The sequence below is a fragment of the Umezawaea sp. genome (genome assembly GCF_036375055.1).
Classification (GTDB): Bacteria; Actinomycetota; Actinomycetes; order Mycobacteriales; family Pseudonocardiaceae; genus Umezawaea.
This window is the reverse complement of sequence record NZ_DASUSQ010000037.1, coordinates 73,920-92,262: the sequence shown is the minus strand read 5'-3', so window position 1 is coordinate 92,262 and position 18,343 is coordinate 73,920. Positions and strand designations below refer to the sequence as shown.

Here is an 18,343-nt window from a genome sequence, read left to right as displayed (position 1 = left end):
CACACGCGACCGTGCGCTGGGACTGCCCCCTTGACGCGTGTGGTTGCCCTCGTGGAGGTCGACGAGATGGTGCGAGGACCCGGCACCCGCTGGTACGCAAGGCGTCGACGCATCCCCACCATCTCGGAGACCTGCCGCCCGGCGAGGGCACGCCCTGAAACCGGCAAGGCTCCTTCGGGACCACTTCGACGACTCCGAACACCTGGCCAGCAGCCAGATGAGCAGGTCTGGGCAGCCGCGACCGCTTCACGGGTCACGGACAGGCACCCACGATCTTGCCCCGCGCCACCGCCGCCGAAGAGCACGATGACCGGTCAGGTCCGGCGACCACCGCGCACAGCGAAGAGGCCCCCGGCGACGCGCACCGGGGGCCTCGTCAGGACTGAATCAGGTCAGGAACCAGCCTTCTCGCGCGCCCGGAGGTCCTTGCGGAGGATCTTGCCCGCCGCCGACTTCGGGATCGCCTCGATGAACTCCACGACCCGCACCTTCTTGTGCGGCGCCACGCGTTCCGCGACGAAGCTCATCACGCCCGCGTCGTCGAGGTCGTCCGCGCCCGCCTGGCGGACGACGAAGGCCTTCGGCACCTCCTCGCCCTCGGCGTCGATGACGCCGACCACCGCGGCGTCGGCGATCTGCGGGTGGGTCAGCAGCACGGCTTCCAGTTCAGCGGGCGGGACCTGGTAGCCCTTGTACTTGATCAGCTCCTTGACCCTGTCGACGATGGTCACGATGCCGTCCGCGTCGATGACCGCCACGTCGCCCGTGTGCAGGTAGCCGTCCGCGTCCAGGGTGGCCTCGGTGGCCTCCGGGTTGTTCAGGTAGCCCTTCATCACGTTCGGGCCGCGGCACCAGAGTTCGCCGCGTTCGCCCACGCCCACGTCCTCGCCGGTGGCGGGGTCGACGAAGCGGTTCTCCATGTTCGGGTAGATGACGCCGACGGTGCCCACGGAGATGTCGTCGCGACCCTCGGGGATGGCGTGGCTGACCGGGCTCATCTCGGTCATCCCGTAGCCCTGGAGGACCTTGCAGCCCAGGCGCTTGCGGACCGCGGCGGCGAGGTCGACGTCGAGGGGGGCTGCGCCGGAGAAGATGGTGTCGAGGGCGGACAGGTCGAACTGGTCCACCAGGGGGTGCTTGGCGAGGGCCACGGCGACCGGTGGGGCGATGTAGACGCGGTCGGTGCGGTGCTCGGCGATGATGCGCAGGAACTCGGGCAGGTCGAACCTGGGCATGGTGACGACGGTGGCGCCGACGAAGAGGCCGTTGTTCATCAGGACCTGCATGCCGTAGATGTGGAAGAACGGCAGCACGGCGAGGATGCGGGTGTGGCCGCCGATCCTGATGATCGGGTCGCTCTGCACGATGTTGGCGACCAGGTTGCGGTGCGTGAGCATCACGCCCTTGGCCTTGCCGGTGGTGCCCGAGGAGTACGGCAGGACGGCGAGGTCCTCGGCCGGGTCGATCACGACCTCCGGCACGGGACCGGTGCTCGCCAGCAGGTGCGGCAGGGCCGGGTGGCCCTCGGCGCCGTCGAGCACGACCACCTGGTCGGCGGTGAGGCCGACCTGCTGGGCCGCGGGCCACGCGTTGGGCAGCAGCACGGAGACCGTGAAGAGCATCTTGGCGCCCGCGTCGGCCAGCTGGCTGGCGACCTCGCTGGGGGTGTAGAGCGCGTTGATCGTCGTCGCGGTGGCGCCCGCGCGCAGGATGCCGTGGAAGACGACCGCGTAGTACGGCGTGTTCGGGCTGAGGATGCCCACCACGTCGCCCTTGCCGATCCCCCTCTCGGCGAGCGCGGCGGCGACCCTGTCGATCGCGCCGACGAGCTGCGCGTAGGTCATCTCGGCGCCGGACGTGCCATCGATGAGCGCCACCCGTTCGGAGTGCTCCGCGACGTTCGCGAACAGCAACTCGTGCAAGGAGACGTCCGGTACCACGACGTCGGGGAACGGACTGCGGAAGACCATGCGGCTTGCCTCATTCGATCGGCGGTCGGCGCTGATCGCGTCATCGTGAGTCACACCACAGCCGAGGTCAAGGTGTACCGAGACGTTACGTTCTCAGATCAATAACACTCGAATGGAGTAGTCGTTGACCTTGTGGTGCGCCCGCCCGATCTGCGAAGTTGGCAGTGCCTGCGCGGCTCGGCTCCCACGCACTCCACGAGCCGCGCGGGGAACCTCGCGGTTCGCAATCCCCCCGTCGAACCGCGGCCCGCTGGACTTCCGGGCTCCCCCCGCCCGATGTCCGCTTCAGCGGGGAATCAACGCGGGGTGGTCCGAGTTGTGACTCCCCCTCTCTCCCGGACCGCCCCGCGCTTCCCCCGCGCATTGCTCTGAGTAGCTTTTCCCTCAGAAAACGTGACTCAATTGGATGACGTCGCTGGTGTGATCTTCACCGTGCGGCGCCGTCGGCGGAGCACCCAGAGCACTCCGACGGGCACCACGACGATCGCGAACGGCAGCGCGGCACCGATCACCACGAGCAGCACCCGCAGTGCCTCCAGCAGCGCGTGCCAGCCCGATTCCAACGCGCCGAGGAAGCCCAGCTTCTCCTCGGCGACGGCGGGCGCGGCCCCCTGGCGGATCGACACGGTGATCGTCGACTGGGCCACCTGGCCCTTGAGCGAGTCGTACCGCCGTTGGAGCGACTCCAGGTCGGACTGCCTCTTGGTCAGCTCCCCCTCGATGTCGACGATCTCGGCGGTCGTCGCGGCCCGCTCCAGCAGCACCCGGACGCGGTCCACGCTGGCCCGCTGGGTCGCGAGCCTGGCCTCGACGTCCACGACCTGGTCGGTCACGTCCTCGGACTTCGTCTCGCGCCGCGCGACGGTCGTGCCCTCGACCTCACCGAGGCCCTTGAGCACGGCGTCCATCCGGTCCACCGGCACGCGCAGGGTCACCGAGCCCGAACTCGTCGTGGAGTTCTCCTGACCGACGAACCCGCCCTCGCGCGCGACGAGGTCCTTGACCTTGACCAGTGCCCCGCTCACGTCGTCGCCGCGGAGTTCGACCTGCGCGGTCCGCACCAGCTGCCGGTTCGGCGCGGTGGAGTCCGGCTGCTTCGCCTCGGCGTTCGCGGTGCCCGCGCTGTCCTTCGCGGGCGCCTGGCCCTGCGCGGGAGCCGCCGCCATCTCGGCGGACCCGCCCGAGTCGGAACTCCCCGCGGAGCACCCCGCCAGCGCCACCAAGGCCAGTGCCGCCACTGCCAGTACCCGTCTGCTCATCGTGCGTCCCCTCCCGTAGCCCCGTGGTCAGGGAGTAGACGGAGGGAGCCCGGCGGGCAGTTGCGCCCGCCGGATCACGATCAGGCCTCGTTCACCAGGTGCCGGAAGGCCTGGAGGTTCGCCAGCGACTCGCCGCGCGAGACGCGCCAGTCCCACTCGCGCTGGATCGCGCCCGCGAACCCGATCTCCAGCAGCGTGTTGAAGTCGCCGTCCGCGGCCTCCACGACCTGGCCGAGCACGCGGTCCAGCTCGTCCGGCGTCACGGCGTGCAGGCCCATCCGGCCGACCAGGTAGATGTCGCCCCCGGTGTCGACGGTGTAGTGCACGCCGTAGAGCTTGGCGTTGCGGCGCAGCAGGAACCGGTACACGGCCTCGTGCGCCTCGTCGGGCTTGCGGCAGACGAACGCCTCCACCAGCACGGCGTGGCGGCCGACGACGAGCCAGCAGTTGGTCTGGAGCTTCTTGGTGCCCGGCAGGGTCACGAAGAACTTGCCGGGCTCCTCGTGCTCGTAGGCGAGTTCCCGTTCGTCCAAGGTGGACTGGATGACCTCGTCGATCACCGGTGGACCTCCCGCTGGAACGCGTTGCGCGCATCGGAGTACGCGGCCAACAGCGTGTCGGTCGTGCGTTCCCAGGAGAATCGTCGCGCGTGGCCGACCGCGTTGCCCGCCAGCTCCGCGCGACGGCCGGGGTCGAGGGCCACGTGACCGAGCACCCGAGCCCACTCCGCGGGGTCGTGGCCGTTGACCAGGCACCCGGACACGCCGTGCCGCACGGCCACCGGCAGACCGCCGACGGCCGCCGCGACGACGGGCGTCCCGCACGCCTGCGCCTCCAGCGCGACCAGCCCGAACGACTCGTTGTAGCTCGGCACCGCGACCACGTCCGCCGCCCGGTACAGCTCGGCCAGCCCGTCCCCCGCGAGCGGCGGGAGGAACCGCACCACGTCGTCGATCCCCAGTTCCCCGGCGAGCGACTGGAGAGCCCTCGGCTGCTCCAGCCCGCTCCCGGACGGACCGCCGACCACGAGCACCACCAGCCGGGACCGCAGCGCCGGATCGCGCACGAGCAGCTCGGCCGCCGCGCGCAGCAGCACGTCCGGGGCCTTCAACGGCTGGATGCGCCCGACGAACGCCAGCACCACCTGGTCCGGCCGCAGCCCCAGTGCGGCGCGGGCGGCCCCCCGGTCGCCGGGCGTGAACCGCTCCAGATCGACACCGGGCGGGATCGTCAGCACCTTCTCGGGTGCCGCGTCGTACAGCTTCACCAGCTCGGCGGCCTCGACGTCGGTGTTCGCGACGAGCCGGTCGGCCTCCTCGACCACCTGCTCCTCGCCGATCACCCGCATCCGCGGCTCGGGTGCGTCGCCGTCGGCCAGCGCGGCGTTCTTCACCTTGGCCAGCGTGTGCGCGGTGTGCACCAGCGGCACGCCCCACCGTTCGCGGGCGAGCCAGCCGACCTGGCCGGACAGCCAGTAGTGCGAGTGGATGGCGTCGTAGTAGCCGGGCTCGTGCCGGGCCTCGGCCCGCAGCACGCCCGCCGTGAACGCGCAGAGCTGACCGGGCAGCTCCTCCTTGCCGAGCCCTTCGAACGGCCCGGCGACGACGTGCCGCACCTTGATGCCCGGCGCCATCTGCACGACCGGCGCCAACCCGGACGACGTCGCCCTGGTGAAGATCTCCACCTCGACGCCCTGCGCGGCCATCCGGGTGGCGGTCTGCACGATGTAGACGTTCATCCCGCCCGCGTCCCCGGTGCCGGGCTGCTCCAGCGGCGACGTGTGCACGGAGAGCACCGCGACCCGCTTCACCGAGCCACCTTCCCCACAGCGGCGGCGAACTCGAAGGGCCGCTCCAGGAACGGCAGGTGACCGGTGTCGGGCAGCAGCACCAACTCGGCTCCGGGGATCGTCGCGGCGGTGTACCGGGCGGCCGAGGGCGAGACCACCTCGTCGTCGAGGCCGTGCACCACCACGGCGGGCACGTCCACCGCGGCCAGCACGGCACCGCTCTCCACGTCCCTGGCGAACAACTCGCCCCGCACCCTCGGGGAAACCCCCAGGGCCGCCGCCGTGAGCTCACCGACGACCTCGGACGGCAAGCGCGGCGCCATCCGCGCGCAGAACCGGGCCAACGCCTCGTCATCGGTCAGCGCGGCGGGCAACGCGTCCCGCATCACCGCCCCGACGGCACCACCGGCCCGCCCACGCCCGATCTCGGTGATCGCCCCCACGAAGACCAGCCCGACAACACCGGCGGTGCCGTGGGCCCGCAGGTAGTCGACGACCACCAACCCCCCGTACGACCACCCGACCACCGTCGCGGGCCGCCCGACGTGCGCCAACACGGCGGCCAGGTCCTCAGCCCACACGGCCGACTCGCGGTACCCGTCGACGGGCGCGTCGGACCCGCCGTGCCCACGCAGGTCGACGGCGAAGGTCCGAAAGCCGTCGAGCCCGGCCCAGGCAGCGCCGGACTGGGCCCACCCGTGCACCAGCACCACAGCCGGACCGTCGACCGGACCCGCTTCGTGGACGGCCAGCCGAACACCACCGGGGGCGAGGAGAGTTCTCTGCACGACTGGACCAACACCGGATCCGGTCGAACACTTCCCACCGCCCCGCGGAAGAACCACTACCCCGTCCCGCCAAGTGGACGAGGGGGCGGGAAAACCACGCCCCACCACGACCGCGCCACACCGGCCCCCGGCCCGAACCCGCCCGCACCGCAACCGGGCGCACCGGCCCCCGGCCCGATCCGAGCAGCACTTCCCCCCGGCCACCCCGACCGGGGTGGGCCGCCCACTAGATGGCCGACATCGTCTGCCACTGGGCCCAGGGGATCTGCCAGTCGTACCAGTCGTACTTGGCGGGCAGGGTGGTGATCGACCCGACCACCTCCACGGGGTCCCCGATCATCGCCGTGTCGTAGTAGGCCTTCGCATCGGCCTCCAGCAGGTTGGCGCAACCGTGGGAGGTGTTGTTGCTCCCGATGTTCGCGGCGTTGTCGTTGTTCTCGTGGATGAACTCACCGTGGTTCGAGAACCGCACGGCCCACTTCTTCAGCACGTTCGTGTACCCGTACTGCGGGTTGTCGAAGCTCCACTGCTCGTCCTTCTGCATCACCACGAACGTCCCGTTGGGCGTGGTCAGCTCAGGATCGGCGTCCCGGCCGAAACTGGCCGGGTAGGTCGCCACGGTCTGCCCGTCCCGCTGCACCACCAGCTGGTGCGTGGGCGTGTCGATCTTCACGACCTGGTTCCGGCCGATGGAGAAGTCACTGGTCACGTCCGCCGCACCGTAGGCACCGCCGCCGTAGGCGACACCGTAGAGCTTCGCCTCCACGTGCACCTTGGTGTTCGCGGGCCAGTAGGCCTCGGGCCGGTAGTGCACCTCTTGATCGCCCAACCAGGCCCAGGCGCCCTTGACGCCCTTGTCGTTCGTGACCGTCAGGGCCTTCTGCACGGCCGCCCGGTCGGTGATCGGCGCGTCGAACTTCACCATGATCGGAACGGCGACACCGACCTGCTGGTCGTCGACGGGGAAGAGCGTCCCGCGGACCTGGGCGGCGGGGGCGACGGTGGTGAACGCCCCCTCCAGCTCGACCTTCTTGCCGTCGGTGCCGGTCGCCCTGCCGCTGTAGGTGTAGGCCTTCCCGTACCCGAGCGGCTCGGTCGTGGCCCACGACTTCTTGTCGTCCGCGAGCTTCCCCGCGACGGGGGCGCCCTCGGGGTTGGACACGGCGACCTCGTCGATCGTCCCGTCGGACACGGTGACGTTCACCGGGACGTTCACCGGGACGTCCTTCGCGTCGACGGCGGGCACCGCGGTGAACTTCGCGATCGAGGGCGACTCGGGCGACCCGGCGCCTTCCCGGCTCGGCTTGCCCGCCTCCGTGCTGGAGCAGCCCGCCAGCAGGGCCGCGCCCAGCAGCAACGCGGTCACGGCTCGAAGCTTCGTCCGCACGATCGACCTCCAGAGCCCTCGCTGTTCGTGTTCCCCCACTAGTCAAGGACGTCCCGACGGCGTCCACGTGCCCAACGATCGGGAGTGATGCTCGTCATAGGCGCTGCGCCGGTCGGACCAGCACGGCACGATCGCACCGTGACAAACGACCGTCGAACCGCCGTGGTGACCGGAGCGAGCGCCGGCATCGGGGAAGCGACCGCCCGCAAGCTCGCGGCACAGGGGTTCCACGTGGTGCTCGGAGCCCGCCGACTCGATCTCCTCCAGGGTATCGCGGATGAGCTGGGCGGCACGGCCGTCGAGCTTGACGTGACGGACGCCGACTCCGTCGCCGCCTTCCTCGACCGCGTGCCCGAAGCGAACGTGCTGGTCAACAACGCGGGCGGCGCTCGCGGCATGGCCGGCGTGATCGACTACCCCGAGGACGACTACCGCTGGATGTGGGAGACGAACGTCCTCGGCACCCTCCGGATGACCAAGGGCCTGCTGCCCAAGCTGATCGCCTCCGGCGACGGCCACGTGGTGACCGTCACCTCGATCGCCGCGTTCGAGGTCTACGACAACGGCTCCGGCTACACCTCGGCCAAGCACGCCCAGGCGGCCCTGCACCGGAGCCTCCGCGGCGAGCTGCTGGGCAGGCCGGTCCGGTTCACCGAGATCCTGCCGGGCATGGTCGAGACCGACTTCTCCGTGCTCCGCTTCAAGGGCGACACCGAGCGCGCGGCGGGCGTCTACCAGGGCATGACCCCGCTCACCGCGGACGACGTGGCCGACACGATCGCCTTCGCCGTGACCCGCCCGTCGCACGTGAACCTGGACCAGATCGTCCTGCGCCCGAGGGACCAGGCGAGCGCGACGCGGGTGCACCGCGCCTGATGGTCGCTGCTCCGCGGGCTCCGGCTCGGCCGCCCCCTAGTCGGCAGGCCGGTCTCGCGACCAGGGCAGGTCCACGTCCGAACTAGAACAGCAGGTCGACGTCCAACTGGTCCAGCACGTGGTCGATCGGGTTGGCGAAGCCGATCGAGCCGCTCGGGTTGCCCGCGCAGTAGAGGCCGACGACGTGGTTGGTGTCGTCGAGCAGGACCGCGCCGGAGTCGCCGTGGTCGGCGAAGCGGTGACCGGGCGCGGCCTGCACGCGCACCTGGTCGCGGAGGGTGCGGACGCCGAGGTCGTTGCCGAAGTCGAGCGACACGGAGGCGTCCGTGGACGCCACCACTGCGCCGGTGAGGCCGGTCGTGCGCCCGCGCTTGCGGACGGCCGTGCCGACGACGGCCGCGGCCCGGCCGCGCACCGGCCCCAGGCCGACGACCTCGGCCCGGCAGTCGAGGTGGCTGCTGAGCAGCAGGGTGGCGCCGTCGACCGAACCGGACAGGGCGGCGCGGGCCAGCGTGCCGATGCGGTCGTCCCACGGGTGGCCGCCGTCGACCACGCTCGGGTGCGCCATCAGGTCGCCGACGGCCCACGCGTCGTCCACGCACGCGACGTGGAACGAGGTCAGGGCCATCACCCTGGGCGTCGTCGCGCGGGGCGTCACGAGCGCGCCGAGGGTGCCGACGACCGAGTAGTCACCGGGCACGGCGACGTCCGGCGGCACGAACCGGATCGACCGGCACGGGCCGACGCCGATGCCGCCCACCAGGCACTGGTGGCGCTCGGCGCCGTGGACGCCGTCCGACGACGCCAGCGCGCGGTGCGGCACGAACGAGTCCTCGACCACGTCGGTGGGCACGCCGCTGTACTGGACCGGGATGGCGTAGCGCTGGCTGTGGTGCTTCAGCCCGACGTAGACCACGATCGCCGCGCGCCCGGTCGGCTTGCCGCCGGTGGTCTTCTCGCCGATGTCGACGCCGACCACACCCGGTCGGGCCAGCAGTTCGTCCTCGACGCGTCTTTTGATCGGCCGGATCGCCGCACGCACGTGCTCGCCCAGGTAGGCCATGTCGACCTCCGTGAAGTGCTCACCTCAATGAAACACGCGTGGTGAGGATCTGGTCACGCAAGGTCACCCGTTCGGCCGTCGGCAGGAGAGCGCTAGAACTCGCAGCCCACCAGCACCGGCTCCGGGTGCAGTTCGACGCCGAAGGCCACCCGGACGCCGTCGCGCACCTCCCTGGCGAGTTCCAGCAGGTCCTCGGTGGTGGCGTTCCCGCGGTTGGTCAGCGCGAGCGTGTGCTTGGTGGACAGGCCGACCCGGCCGCCGGGGCCCGCGTAGCCCTTGCCGAACCCGGCCCGCTCGATCAGCCACGCGGCCGACAGCTTCGAGTAGCCCGCCCCGGCCGGGTAGACCGGCACGTCGACGTGCGGACCCATCCGCTCGGCGATCCTGATCAGGGCACCGGCCAGCGTCGAGTCGTCGACCAGCGGGTTCGTGAAGAACGAGCCCGCGCTCCACGTGTCGTGGTCGGCGGGGTCGAGCACCATGCCCTTGCCGCGCCGCAGCTCCAGGACGGCCTGGCGGGCCGCGTCGACCGGCACCCGGTCACCCTGCGCGACCCCGAGGACCCGCGCCAGCTCGGCGTACCGGATCGGCGCCGACAGACCGCCCGCGGTGAGCGCGAACCGGGCGCGCAGCACGACCGCGCGGTCCGTGCCCTTCAGCACGCTCGTGCGGTACGCGAGGCCCAGCGAGTCGGCGGAGCGGTGGTGGACGCTCCCGTCGCGCTTGCGGTCCATCAGGTCGACCGAGGTCAGCACCTGGGCGATCTCGACGCCGTACGCCCCGACGTTCTGCACCGGGGTGGCACCCGCCTGACCGGGAATTCCGGACAGGCACTCCAGCCCGCCGAGACCCTGCGCGACGGCGTCGGCGACGACGTCGTCCCAGTTCTCGCCCGCCTCGACGGTGAACTGCACCAGACCGTCGCCCAGCGGGTCGGCGCGGCGGCCGGTCGTGGCCACCTGCACCGCGGTGCCCGCGAAGCCCGCGTCGGCGACGACGAGGTTCGAGCCGCCGCCGAGCAGCAGCAGCGGCTCACCGGCGGCGTCGGCCGCGCGCACGGCTTCCACGAGGTCGGCGGCGGTGGTGGCCTGCGAGAACGTCGTGGCCGGGCCACCGAGCCGCAACGTGGTGCGCTCGGCGAGCGGCACAGCGGTGCGCGCCTGGGCACTGGACAGCGGGGTGGTCACAACCGTCAACGGTAACCTCCGCGCCATGGCACGCCGCATCGAGCACCACACCACGTCCACGTGGCCCGTGCAGGACGTCTTCCGGGCGCTGGTCGACGAAACGCACCTGCGCGACCGGCTCGCCGTCCTCGGCGGCACCGACGCGCGGCTCGTGTCGTTCAGCTCCGCGGGCGGGAAGACGTCGTACCAGCTCAAGCAGGGCGTGCCCGCCGAACACCTGCCGTCGGTGGCCAAGAGCCTGCTCGGCGGCGACCTGGTGATCCACCGGGCCGAGGTGTGGACCGAGGCGGGCACGACCGGCACGGTCGAGGTGACGCTGAACGGCGTGCCCGGCAGGCTGGACGGCACGATCGTGCTCGCGGAGGACGCGGGCGGCAGCAGGACGACGCTCACCGGCCAGGTCAAGGTCAGCATCCCGCTCATGGGCGGGAAGCTGGAGGCGATGATCGCCGAACAGGTCGCCGCGCTGCTCGACAAGGAAAACGAGTTCACCACCGAATGGCTCGCAAACCGCGGCTAGCCGCAGGCCGGGCGCGCACGCTCGGCCTCCCCACCAGGGGCACCACCAACCCGAACCGGCTGCGGCGGGTCGACCGCTGGATGGTCGGCACGCCGCTGGTCGTCGACGCCCTGACCGCCGCGCCCGACCCGCTCGTGGTCGACCTCGGCTACGGCGCCACCCCCGTGACCACGGTCGAGATGGCAGCGCGGCTGCGGGCCGTGCGCGCCGACGTGCGGGTGCTCGGCCTCGAACTGGACGCCGACCGCGTCGCCGCCGGGGAGGCCGCGGCCGACCCGCCGCGGCTGGAGTTCCGGCGCGGCGGGTTCGAGCTGGCCGGACGGCGACCGGTGCTGCTGCGCGCGTTCAACGTGCTGCGCCAGTACACCGAGGAGCAGGCGAACGAGGCGTGGACGACGATGCTCGGCCGCCTCGCGCCGGGCGGGCTGCTGGTCGAGGGCACGTGCGACGAGATCGGCAGGCGCTGCTCGTGGGTCGCGCTGAACGCCGACGGGCCGCTGACGTTCACGCTCGCCTGCCTGCCCGCCGACCTGGAGACCCCCGGCGACCTCGCCGAGCGGCTGCCCAAGTCGCTGATCCACCGCAACGTCGACGGCGAGCGGGTGCACCGGCTGCTGGCCGAGCTGGACGCGTGCTGGGCGACCGCGGCCCCGTTCGCCCCGTTCGGCCCCCGCGCCCGCTGGGTCGAGGCCGTGCGGCTGCTGGCCGCGCGCGGCTGGCCGGTGCTCGACACCCGGAAGCGCTGGCGGCTCGGGGAGATCACGCTGCCGTGGGACGCGGTCAGCCCCCTAAGGTGATCGGGGTGGAGCACCGCGAGTTCGTCGACCACTACACCGCCCAAGCCCGTGCCCTGCGCGCGGCGGCCGTGGAGGCCGGGCCGTCGGCCCCGGTCGACACCTGTCCCCTGTGGACCGTCCACGACCTCGTCCGGCACATCGCGGGCGTGAACGCGTGGGCGTTGGCCGCGCTGCGGTCCGAGTCCGTCGACCAGCGGCCCGAGTGGCCCGGCGCGCCGGACGAGTGGGACGGCCTGCTGACCTGGTGGGACGAGCGGGTCGTGGAGCTGGCCGACGAGCTGCGCGCCACCGACCCGGCCACGCCGCGGTGGACGCTCGTCGGCGCCGGGACGGCGGGCTCCTGGGCCCGCAGGCAGGCGCACGAGACGGCGATCCACCGGCTGGACGCGGAACACGCGCGGTCGGGTGCCGACGTGCCGCCGCTGCTGTTCACGCCGGAGTTCGCCGCCGACGGGGTCGACGAGTTCCTGACCCGGATGACGGTCATCGCCGCCCGCCGCAGGCCGGTGGAGCGCGCGGGCGTCCTCGTGCTGCACGCCGCCGACGCGGGCCGGGCCTGGGAGGTGCGGCTCACGCCGGGCGAGGCACCCGCCGTCGGCCCGGTCACCGGCTCCGGCACGGACGCCGACGCGACCGTCGCGGGAACGGCCGACTCGCTGTTCCGCGCGGTGTGGGGCAGGCCGAGCGGCGCGGTCGTGACGGGCGACACCGCACTCCTGGACGCACTGCCCAGGGTGTGATCCTGGATACTCCTACCCCGTGCCCCAGCCTGAGCGCCGCTACGTCATCACCTTCGGGTGCCCCGACCGGACGGGCATCGTCGCCCGGATCTCCTCGTTCCTCGCCGACCACGGCGGCTGGATCGTGGAGGCGGCCTACCACACCGACCCGGACACGGGCTGGTTCTTCACGCGCCAGGAGGTGCGGGCGGACTCGCTGCCGTTCGGCGCGACGGAGCTGCGCGCCCGGTTCACCGAGATCGCGCGGGAGCTGGGCGGGACCACGAGCTGGCGGATCACCGACACCGGCGAGCGCAAGCGCGTCGTCATCCTGGTGTCGAAGGAGGGCCACTGCCTCTACGACCTGCTCGGCCGGGTCGCGGCGGGCGAGCTGGACGCCGACGTGGCCGCGGTCATCGGCAACCACGCCGACCTCGCGGGCATCACCAGGGCGCACGGCATCCCGTTCCACCACGTGCCGTTCCCGGCCAACGACCCCCAGGGCAAGCAGGCCGCGTTCGCCCAGCTGCGGCAGCTGGTGGACGCGAACAGGCCGCACGCCGTCGTGCTGGCGAGGTTCATGCAGATCCTGCCGCCCGAGCTGTGCGCCGACTGGATCGGCAAGGCGATCAACATCCACCACAGCTTCCTGCCGTCGTTCGTCGGTGCCCGCCCGTACCACCAGGCGCACCGCCGCGGCGTGAAGCTGGTCGGGGCGACCTGCCACTACGTGACGGCCGACCTGGACGCGGGGCCGATCATCGAGCAGGACGTGATCAGGGTCGACCACGGCGACGCCATCGGCGACATGGTCCGAAAAGGACGGGACGTGGAGAAGGCCGTGCTGGCGCGGGGTTTGCGCTGGCACCTGGAGGACAGGGTGCTGGTGCACGGCAACCAGACCGTCATCTTCTGATGCCCGCGAGCGCACCCCGCGCCGCCTGAAGGCGCAGACCCCGCCGTCCGGCGAAACTCGGGTGAACCGGTCGCCGCCCGGATGCGTGTACGAGTCGCACACCGAATCCCGGCTCGCCACACCACTCGGAGAACCCCATGCCGCGCAAGCACGTCTGGCCCCTCGCCGCCCTCCTCGCGGTCGGGACGATCGCGCTGTCCGCCTGCGGTGGCACCACCGGCGGCACCGCGGCCCCCGCACCGGCCCCCGCCCAGTCGCGGACCGGGGACGCCGAGGACGCGACGCTGCTCTCGGGCACCGCGCGGTCGAACAAGGCGGACGAGAAGGCCGGTGACACGGCCCCGCCGGAGGCCCCGGTCGAGGTCAAGGAGAAGTGGGTCTCGCTGCGCGCCTCCGCGGCGGGCGACCTGGACCCCGTGGTGGTCAACGGTTCCGGGTTCACGCTGTACCGGTTCGACAAGGACTCCGCGGACCCGTCCAGGGCGACCTGCGACGACGAGTGCGCCAAGACGTGGCCGCCCGTGACGGTCGCCAAGGGCGGCAAGGTCTTCATCGCGGGCGTCGAGCAGGCGGACGTCGGCTTCGTGAAGCGCGAAGACGGCCACGTCCAGGTCACGCTGAAGGGCTGGCCGCTCTACCGGTTCGCCAAGGACGTCAACCCCGGTGACACGCTCGGCCAGGGCGTCGGCGGCACGTGGTTCGGCACCACCCCGAACGGCGCGAAGGCGGGCCCGGCGGAGAAGCCCGTCCCGCCGGTCGCCGCGCCCGACGCGAAGCCCGCCCAGTCCGCGACCCTGTTCAGCGGCAAGAACTTCGACGACACCAGCGGCACCAACTTCGCCACCGGCATCGCCACCCCCGGCTGCAACGACCTGCGCGGCGGCTTCCTCTCGCTGACCGTCAGCGGCTCCATGAAGGTCTGGTCCGAGGTCGGCTGCAAGGGCAAGTCGGCGGTCGTGACCGACGACGTGCCGAACCTGGCCGCGCTCGGGTTCCCGTCGGGCGTCAAGTCCGTCTTCCTGGGCTGAGGCACCGCACCGTGAGGGCGCTGGTGGTCGCGGCGGTCTCCGCCGCGCTGCTCGCCGGGTGCTCGCAGGGCGTGCCCGGCCGGGCGAGCAGGACGGCGACGTCGGCCCCGGCGCGGGCGACGCGAAGGGCGAGACCATTCCGTCCGGTTTCGCACGGGTCGAGGGGTTCCTCACCGGCTCGGCCCGGTCCTGCACGACCCGTTACCGCTGACCGGGGGTGATCCCGGTCCGCGCCGCCGTAGGATTCGGCGGTGCGAACCGAGATCAGCGACCTCGACCAGCTGCGCGCGGCGACCGACCTGCGCGGCGCGGTCCTCACCGGCCTCGACCTGACGGGTGAGGACGTCCGGGGGCCGCTCGACGGCGCGCTGTTCCTCGGCTGCCTGCTGTCCCCGGCGTTGCAGCGGCGGGCGGAAGCCGCGGGGGCGCTGACGTTCCCGGCCATCCCGGACGTGCCGTACGACGTGTACCGGACCAGGCTCTACACGCCCGCCGAGCTGTTCGCGGGCTTCGACCCGACGACACCCGCGTCCTACGCCGACACCCCGGACGCGCGGATCTACCGGCACAGCAGGCGCCTCGGGAAGCACCCCGACCCGCTGCACGCGCTGGCCGAACGGCTGCACGACCACGCCATCACCGAGGCCCTGGACGAGGTGCTGACCGGGAAGCCGGTGGCCGTCATGGGCGGCCACGCGCTGGGCCGCGACTCCGCCGGGTACCGCGCGGCCGTCGACCTCGGCGTCGCGCTGGGCCGGGCGGGCCTCACCGTGCTGACCGGCGGCGGGCCGGGCGCGATGGAGGCCGTGCCGCTCGGCGTCCGGCTGGCCGACGGCGGCGACGTGGCCGACGTGCTCGGCCGGATCTCCGCCGCGCCGGGGTTCGGCGGCGACGACGAGAGCATCGGGCGGTGGCTGGCGGCGTTCCCGACCGACCTGCCGTCCGGCCCCGCGCCCCGCACGATCGGCATCCCGACCTGGTTCTACGGCCACGAGCCGCCCAACCCGGCGTGCGAGCTGCACGCGAAGTACTTCGCGAACTCCGTGCGCGAGGAGGGCCTGCTGACCGTCGCCACCGGCGGGATCGTGTACACGCCGGGCAAGGCCGGGACCGTGCAGGAGGTGTTCCAGGACTTCTGCCAGAACTACTACGGGAGCGTGGGCCCGGCCGCCCCCATGGTCTTCCTCGGCAAGGACTTCTGGCTGAACGAGGTGCCCGCCGCCCCGCTGGTGCAGCAGCTCGCCCGCGGGCGCGACGCCGAGCGGTGGATCGTCGTCACCGACGACGTCGAGGAGGCCCTCGCCATGCTCCAGGAGTACCAGGAGGGGTGAACCCGGCCCGACGCGCGGCCGACCACGGGTTCGTCGGTCACAATCACCGTTTTCCCGACGAGCACCGCAGGTGACACCGTGACCGAACTCGTGCTGCTGTCCAACCCCCGCGTGGCCGACCTGCCCGCGCGGGAGTGCGGGGAGCCCCTCGTGGACCTCCGCACGATCGGGGAGCTGGCGCTCGACGACCGCCAGGCCGACCCGGCCGGGGCGTACGTGCACCTCAGGGCCGGGGTGGTGGAGCGGCTGCTCGTCGCGCAGGGGCACCTGCCCGCGGGCGTGCGGCTGCTGGTCGTGGAGGCGTACCGGCCGCTGTGGCTCCAGGAGCGGTACTTCGAGGAGTACGCCGGGGTGCTGCGCTCGGACAACCCGTCGTGGAGCGAGACCGAGGTCCGGGACCAGGCCAGCAGGTACATCTCGCCGCCGGAGATCGCGCCGCACGTCAGCGGGGCAGCCGTCGACCTGACGCTGTGCACCGAGAGCGGCGAGGAGCTGCCGATGGGCACCGAGGTCAACGCGTCACCGGAGGAGAGCGCGAACGCCTGCTACACCGACGCGCCCGACATCCCGCCGACGGCCAGGGACAACCGGCGGCTGCTGGTGCGCGCCCTGCGCACCGCGGGTCTGGTCAACTACCCCACCGAGTGGTGGCACTGGTCCTACGGCGACCGGTACTGGGCCATGCTCACCGGAGCCCCCGCCGCCCTGTACGGCCCGCGGGACCTGCGGCTCTGACGGTCACCCGACCGGTCGCGACAGCCCCTCCACGACCTCGGCACCCGGCAGCTTCACCAGCACGTCGCCGGGCACCAGCAGCTTGCTGCCCCTGATCCCGCTGCCGATCACCAGTTCCGGGGCGGCGGCGACCTCGGGTGACAGCAGGACCGGCCAGTCCTGCGGCACCCCGACGGGCGTGATGCCGCCGTACTCCATGCCGGTCAGCGACACGGCGTCGTCCATCGGCGCGAAGGACGCCCGCCTGGCGTCCAACCGCCGCCGGACCACCCCGTTCACGTCGGCCCGAGCGGTGGCCAGGACCATGCAGGCCGCGTACCGGGTCACGTCCCCGCGCCGCCCGGCGACGACGACGCAGTTCGCGGACGCGGACAGCGGCGACCCGTAGAACGCGCAGAACTCGGCCGTGTCCGCCAGGGCCGGGTCGATCTCCGACACGGCGCACCGGGCGGCGTCGGACGGGTCCAGCGCGCGGAGCGCGGCCGCCACCGGGGCGGCCACCAGGTCGAGGCGGTCGAGGGCGGGTACGGGCGTCAGGGAGCCTGCGATGGTCCACACCCCGACCATCCTGCCAAACGACGCTTGACGTTGACGCAGCGTCAACGCCTACCGTTGGTCGGGCGAGGGAGGACAGGGACATGGCCTGGTCGACCGCCGAGGTCGCACGGATGTCGGGGGTGACGTCGCGAACGCTGCGGCACTACGACGCCATCGGCCTGCTGGTGCCCGCGCGGGTCGGGACCAACGGCTACCGGTTCTACGAGCGCGAGCAGGTGCTCCGGTTGCAGCAGATCCTGCTGCTGCGCGAGCTGGGGCTGGGGCTCGACACCGTCGGGGAGGTGCTCGACGGGAGGCACCGGGCGGTCGACGTGCTGCGCAACCACGAGCGGTGGTTGCGGGCCGAGCAGGAACGGCTGGGGCTGCTGGCCTCCACCGTGGCGAAGACGATCGAGGAGATGGAAGGAGGTGAGAACGTGAAGATGGAGGAGTTGTTCGAGGGGTTCGACGCCGACAAGCAGGCCCGCTACGAGGAGGAGCTCGTCGAGCGCTACGGCGAGGGCGCCAAGGAGCACATCGCCGAGAGCAAGGCGAAGATGCGGTCCTGGGACAAGGCGGAGGTCGACCGGTTCACGGCCGAGTGGAAGGACGTCGCCGAGCGGTACGCGGCGCTGTTCGACGCGGGGGTGGCGGTCGACGCGCCCGAGGCGCTGGAGCTGACCGACCGCCACTACCGCTGGATCTGCCTGAGCTGGACGCCCAACCGGGAGTCCTACACGGGCCTCGGCCGGCTGTACGTGGACGCGCCGGACTTCAAGTCGCAGTTCGACGCGCACGCCGAGGGCTTCGCGGAGTACGTGCGGGACGCCATCGCCGCCTACGCGCGGGCGCGGCTGTAGGGGACGTCACCGGGAGCTGCAGATCCCGGTGATCAGCCGAGGCCGAAGGCCTTGAGCGACTCCCGGTTGAAGTCCTCCAGGTCGCCGGGGTTCCGGCTCGTGACGAGGGTCCAGCCGTTCATCACGCACACCTGGACCTCGACGTCGTCCCAGCTCCCGCCCGCGTTGCGGATGTCGGTCTTGAGGCTGGGGAACGAGGTCAGCATCTTGCCCCGCACGACGTCCGCCTCCACCAGCAGCCACGGACCGTGGCAGATGGCGGCGACGGGCTTGCCCGCGGCCACGTGCTCCTGCACGATCCGCACCGCGTCGGGCTGCATGCGCAGCAGGTCGGAGTTCGCGACCCCGCCGGGGATCACCAGCGCGTCGTAGTCGCCGTCGACGGCGTCGGCGAACGCCACGTCCACGTCGAACGTGTCGGCGGGCGTGAGGTGGTTGTACCCCTGGACGGTGCCGAGCTTCGGGCCCAACAGCCGCGGCACGCCGCCCGCCTTCTCGACGTGCTGCCACGGGTCGGTGAGCTCGATCTGCTCGATGCCCTCGTCGGCCACCAGGAAAGCGATCTTCTTCTGTTCAGCCAT

General features: G+C 72.2%; 20 protein-coding genes. 10 read left to right on the top strand and 10 right to left on the bottom strand.

The genetic code is table 11. The features are described 5' to 3' along the window. Nucleotides 1-392: 392 nt before the first annotated feature. The 6 genes from VFZ92_RS11360 to VFZ92_RS11335 all read right to left on the bottom strand — a co-directional run bounded on the left by VFZ92_RS11360 (nucleotide 393) and on the right by VFZ92_RS11335 (nucleotide 7,172). On the bottom strand, nucleotides 393-1,970 hold the full coding sequence (locus VFZ92_RS11360; RefSeq protein WP_330875809.1) for a 4-coumarate--CoA ligase family protein: 1,578 nt from the start codon (nucleotides 1,968-1,970) through the stop codon (nucleotides 393-395). A gap of 398 nt (nucleotides 1,971-2,368) precedes the next feature. Next, nucleotides 2,369-3,229, bottom strand: coding sequence for a DUF4349 domain-containing protein (locus VFZ92_RS11355; RefSeq protein ID WP_330875808.1), 861 nt, complete (start codon nucleotides 3,227-3,229; stop codon nucleotides 2,369-2,371). Nucleotides 3,230-3,309: 80 nt separating this feature from the next. Continuing rightward, nucleotides 3,310-3,789, bottom strand: a complete 480-nt coding sequence (locus VFZ92_RS11350) for a YbjN domain-containing protein (RefSeq protein ID WP_330875807.1) — start codon at nucleotides 3,787-3,789, stop codon at nucleotides 3,310-3,312. Beyond that, complete coding sequence (gene mshA, locus VFZ92_RS11345) at nucleotides 3,786-5,039, bottom strand: D-inositol-3-phosphate glycosyltransferase (protein ID WP_330875806.1); 1,254 nt, start codon at nucleotides 5,037-5,039, stop codon at nucleotides 3,786-3,788. Before mshA ends, VFZ92_RS11350 begins: the two co-directional genes overlap by 4 nt. Next, nucleotides 5,036-5,806 (bottom strand): alpha/beta fold hydrolase, encoded by a 771-nt coding sequence (locus VFZ92_RS11340; RefSeq protein WP_330875805.1) that lies wholly within the window; start codon nucleotides 5,804-5,806, stop codon nucleotides 5,036-5,038. The genes mshA and VFZ92_RS11340 overlap by 4 nt, the downstream gene beginning before the upstream one ends. A 226-nt stretch (nucleotides 5,807-6,032) precedes the next feature. Beyond that, complete coding sequence (locus VFZ92_RS11335) at nucleotides 6,033-7,172, bottom strand: L,D-transpeptidase (protein WP_330875804.1); 1,140 nt, start codon at nucleotides 7,170-7,172, stop codon at nucleotides 6,033-6,035. A gap of 183 nt (nucleotides 7,173-7,355) precedes the next feature. On the opposite strand from VFZ92_RS11335, the gene VFZ92_RS11330 reads away from it, so the two are divergent. Next, complete coding sequence (locus VFZ92_RS11330; RefSeq protein WP_330875814.1) at nucleotides 7,356-8,069, top strand: SDR family NAD(P)-dependent oxidoreductase; 714 nt, start codon at nucleotides 7,356-7,358, stop codon at nucleotides 8,067-8,069. Nucleotides 8,070-8,151: 82 nt separating this feature from the next. Here VFZ92_RS11330 and VFZ92_RS11325 read toward each other — a convergent pair whose 3' ends face one another. Then, the gene (locus VFZ92_RS11325; RefSeq protein WP_330875803.1) at nucleotides 8,152-9,132 is read right to left on the bottom strand and encodes a hypothetical protein; all 981 of its coding nucleotides are present in this window, start codon (nucleotides 9,130-9,132) and stop codon (nucleotides 8,152-8,154) included. A gap of 92 nt (nucleotides 9,133-9,224) precedes the next feature. Beyond that, nucleotides 9,225-10,358: a UDP-N-acetylmuramate dehydrogenase gene (locus tag VFZ92_RS11320; RefSeq protein WP_330875802.1), complete on the bottom strand. Its 1,134-nt coding sequence runs from the start codon at nucleotides 10,356-10,358 to the stop codon at nucleotides 9,225-9,227. Between VFZ92_RS11320 and VFZ92_RS11315 the strand changes: the two genes are divergently transcribed. The 8 genes from VFZ92_RS11315 to VFZ92_RS11280 all read left to right on the top strand — a co-directional run bounded on the left by VFZ92_RS11315 (nucleotide 10,345) and on the right by VFZ92_RS11280 (nucleotide 16,365). After that, a complete protein-coding gene (locus VFZ92_RS11315; RefSeq protein ID WP_330875801.1) occupies nucleotides 10,345-10,839 on the top strand; it encodes a DUF2505 domain-containing protein in 495 nt (164 codons plus the stop codon). The two genes, VFZ92_RS11320 and VFZ92_RS11315, sit on opposite strands and share 14 nt — an antisense overlap. Next, the gene (locus VFZ92_RS11310) at nucleotides 10,818-11,636 is read left to right on the top strand and encodes a class I SAM-dependent methyltransferase (protein WP_330875800.1); all 819 of its coding nucleotides are present in this window, start codon (nucleotides 10,818-10,820) and stop codon (nucleotides 11,634-11,636) included. The genes VFZ92_RS11315 and VFZ92_RS11310 overlap by 22 nt, the downstream gene beginning before the upstream one ends. 5 nt (nucleotides 11,637-11,641) lie before the next feature. Then, nucleotides 11,642-12,376, top strand: coding sequence for a maleylpyruvate isomerase family mycothiol-dependent enzyme (locus VFZ92_RS11305; RefSeq protein WP_330875799.1), 735 nt, complete (start codon nucleotides 11,642-11,644; stop codon nucleotides 12,374-12,376). Nucleotides 12,377-12,395: 19 nt separating this feature from the next. Next, entirely contained in the window at nucleotides 12,396-13,271 is an 876-nt protein-coding gene (gene purU, locus VFZ92_RS11300) for a formyltetrahydrofolate deformylase (RefSeq protein WP_330875798.1), read from the top strand. Between the two features lie 137 nt (nucleotides 13,272-13,408). Then, nucleotides 13,409-14,299 carry a hypothetical protein gene (locus tag VFZ92_RS11295; protein WP_330875797.1) on the top strand — a complete coding sequence of 297 codons (891 nt, stop codon included), beginning with the start codon at nucleotides 13,409-13,411 and terminating at the stop codon, nucleotides 14,297-14,299. Between the two features lie 58 nt (nucleotides 14,300-14,357). Next, nucleotides 14,358-14,510 (top strand): hypothetical protein, encoded by a 153-nt coding sequence (locus VFZ92_RS11290; protein WP_330875796.1) that lies wholly within the window; start codon nucleotides 14,358-14,360, stop codon nucleotides 14,508-14,510. 40 nt (nucleotides 14,511-14,550) lie between these two features. Next, nucleotides 14,551-15,630, top strand: coding sequence for a hypothetical protein (locus VFZ92_RS11285; protein WP_330875795.1), 1,080 nt, complete (start codon nucleotides 14,551-14,553; stop codon nucleotides 15,628-15,630). Nucleotides 15,631-15,708: 78 nt separating this feature from the next. Next, entirely contained in the window at nucleotides 15,709-16,365 is a 657-nt protein-coding gene (locus VFZ92_RS11280) for a M15 family metallopeptidase (RefSeq protein WP_330875794.1), read from the top strand. 3 nt (nucleotides 16,366-16,368) lie between these two features. Here the strand turns inward: VFZ92_RS11280 and VFZ92_RS11275 are convergent, their stop codons facing one another. Then, entirely contained in the window at nucleotides 16,369-16,932 is a 564-nt protein-coding gene (locus VFZ92_RS11275; protein ID WP_330875793.1) for a YbaK/EbsC family protein, read from the bottom strand. A gap of 71 nt (nucleotides 16,933-17,003) precedes the next feature. On the opposite strand from VFZ92_RS11275, the gene VFZ92_RS11270 reads away from it, so the two are divergent. Further along, a complete protein-coding gene (locus tag VFZ92_RS11270) occupies nucleotides 17,004-17,762 on the top strand; it encodes a MerR family transcriptional regulator (protein ID WP_330875792.1) in 759 nt (252 codons plus the stop codon). A gap of 32 nt (nucleotides 17,763-17,794) precedes the next feature. Here the strand turns inward: VFZ92_RS11270 and VFZ92_RS11265 are convergent, their stop codons facing one another. Next, nucleotides 17,795-18,343: a type 1 glutamine amidotransferase domain-containing protein gene (locus VFZ92_RS11265; protein WP_330875791.1), complete on the bottom strand. Its 549-nt coding sequence runs from the start codon at nucleotides 18,341-18,343 to the stop codon at nucleotides 17,795-17,797.

Coding starts and splice junctions, on each gene's coding strand:
- VFZ92_RS11360 (WP_330875809.1), bottom strand. CDS start 1,970: ATGGTCTTCCGCAGTCCGTTCCCCGACGTCGTGGTACCGGACGTCTCC.
- VFZ92_RS11355 (WP_330875808.1), bottom strand. CDS start 3,229: ATGAGCAGACGGGTACTGGCAGTGGCGGCACTGGCCTTGGTGGCGCTG.
- VFZ92_RS11325 (WP_330875803.1), bottom strand. CDS start 9,132: ATGGCCTACCTGGGCGAGCACGTGCGTGCGGCGATCCGGCCGATCAAA.
- VFZ92_RS11315 (WP_330875801.1), top strand. CDS start 10,345: ATGGCACGCCGCATCGAGCACCACACCACGTCCACGTGGCCCGTGCAG.
- VFZ92_RS11320 (WP_330875802.1), bottom strand. CDS start 10,358: ATGCGGCGTGCCATGGCGCGGAGGTTACCGTTGACGGTTGTGACCACC.
- VFZ92_RS11310 (WP_330875800.1), top strand. CDS start 10,818: ATGGCTCGCAAACCGCGGCTAGCCGCAGGCCGGGCGCGCACGCTCGGC.
- VFZ92_RS11295 (WP_330875797.1), top strand. CDS start 13,409: ATGCCGCGCAAGCACGTCTGGCCCCTCGCCGCCCTCCTCGCGGTCGGG.
- VFZ92_RS11275 (WP_330875793.1), bottom strand. CDS start 16,932: ATGGTCGGGGTGTGGACCATCGCAGGCTCCCTGACGCCCGTACCCGCC.
- VFZ92_RS11270 (WP_330875792.1), top strand. CDS start 17,004: ATGGCCTGGTCGACCGCCGAGGTCGCACGGATGTCGGGGGTGACGTCG.
- VFZ92_RS11265 (WP_330875791.1), bottom strand. CDS start 18,343: ATGGCTGAACAGAAGAAGATCGCTTTCCTGGTGGCCGACGAGGGCATC.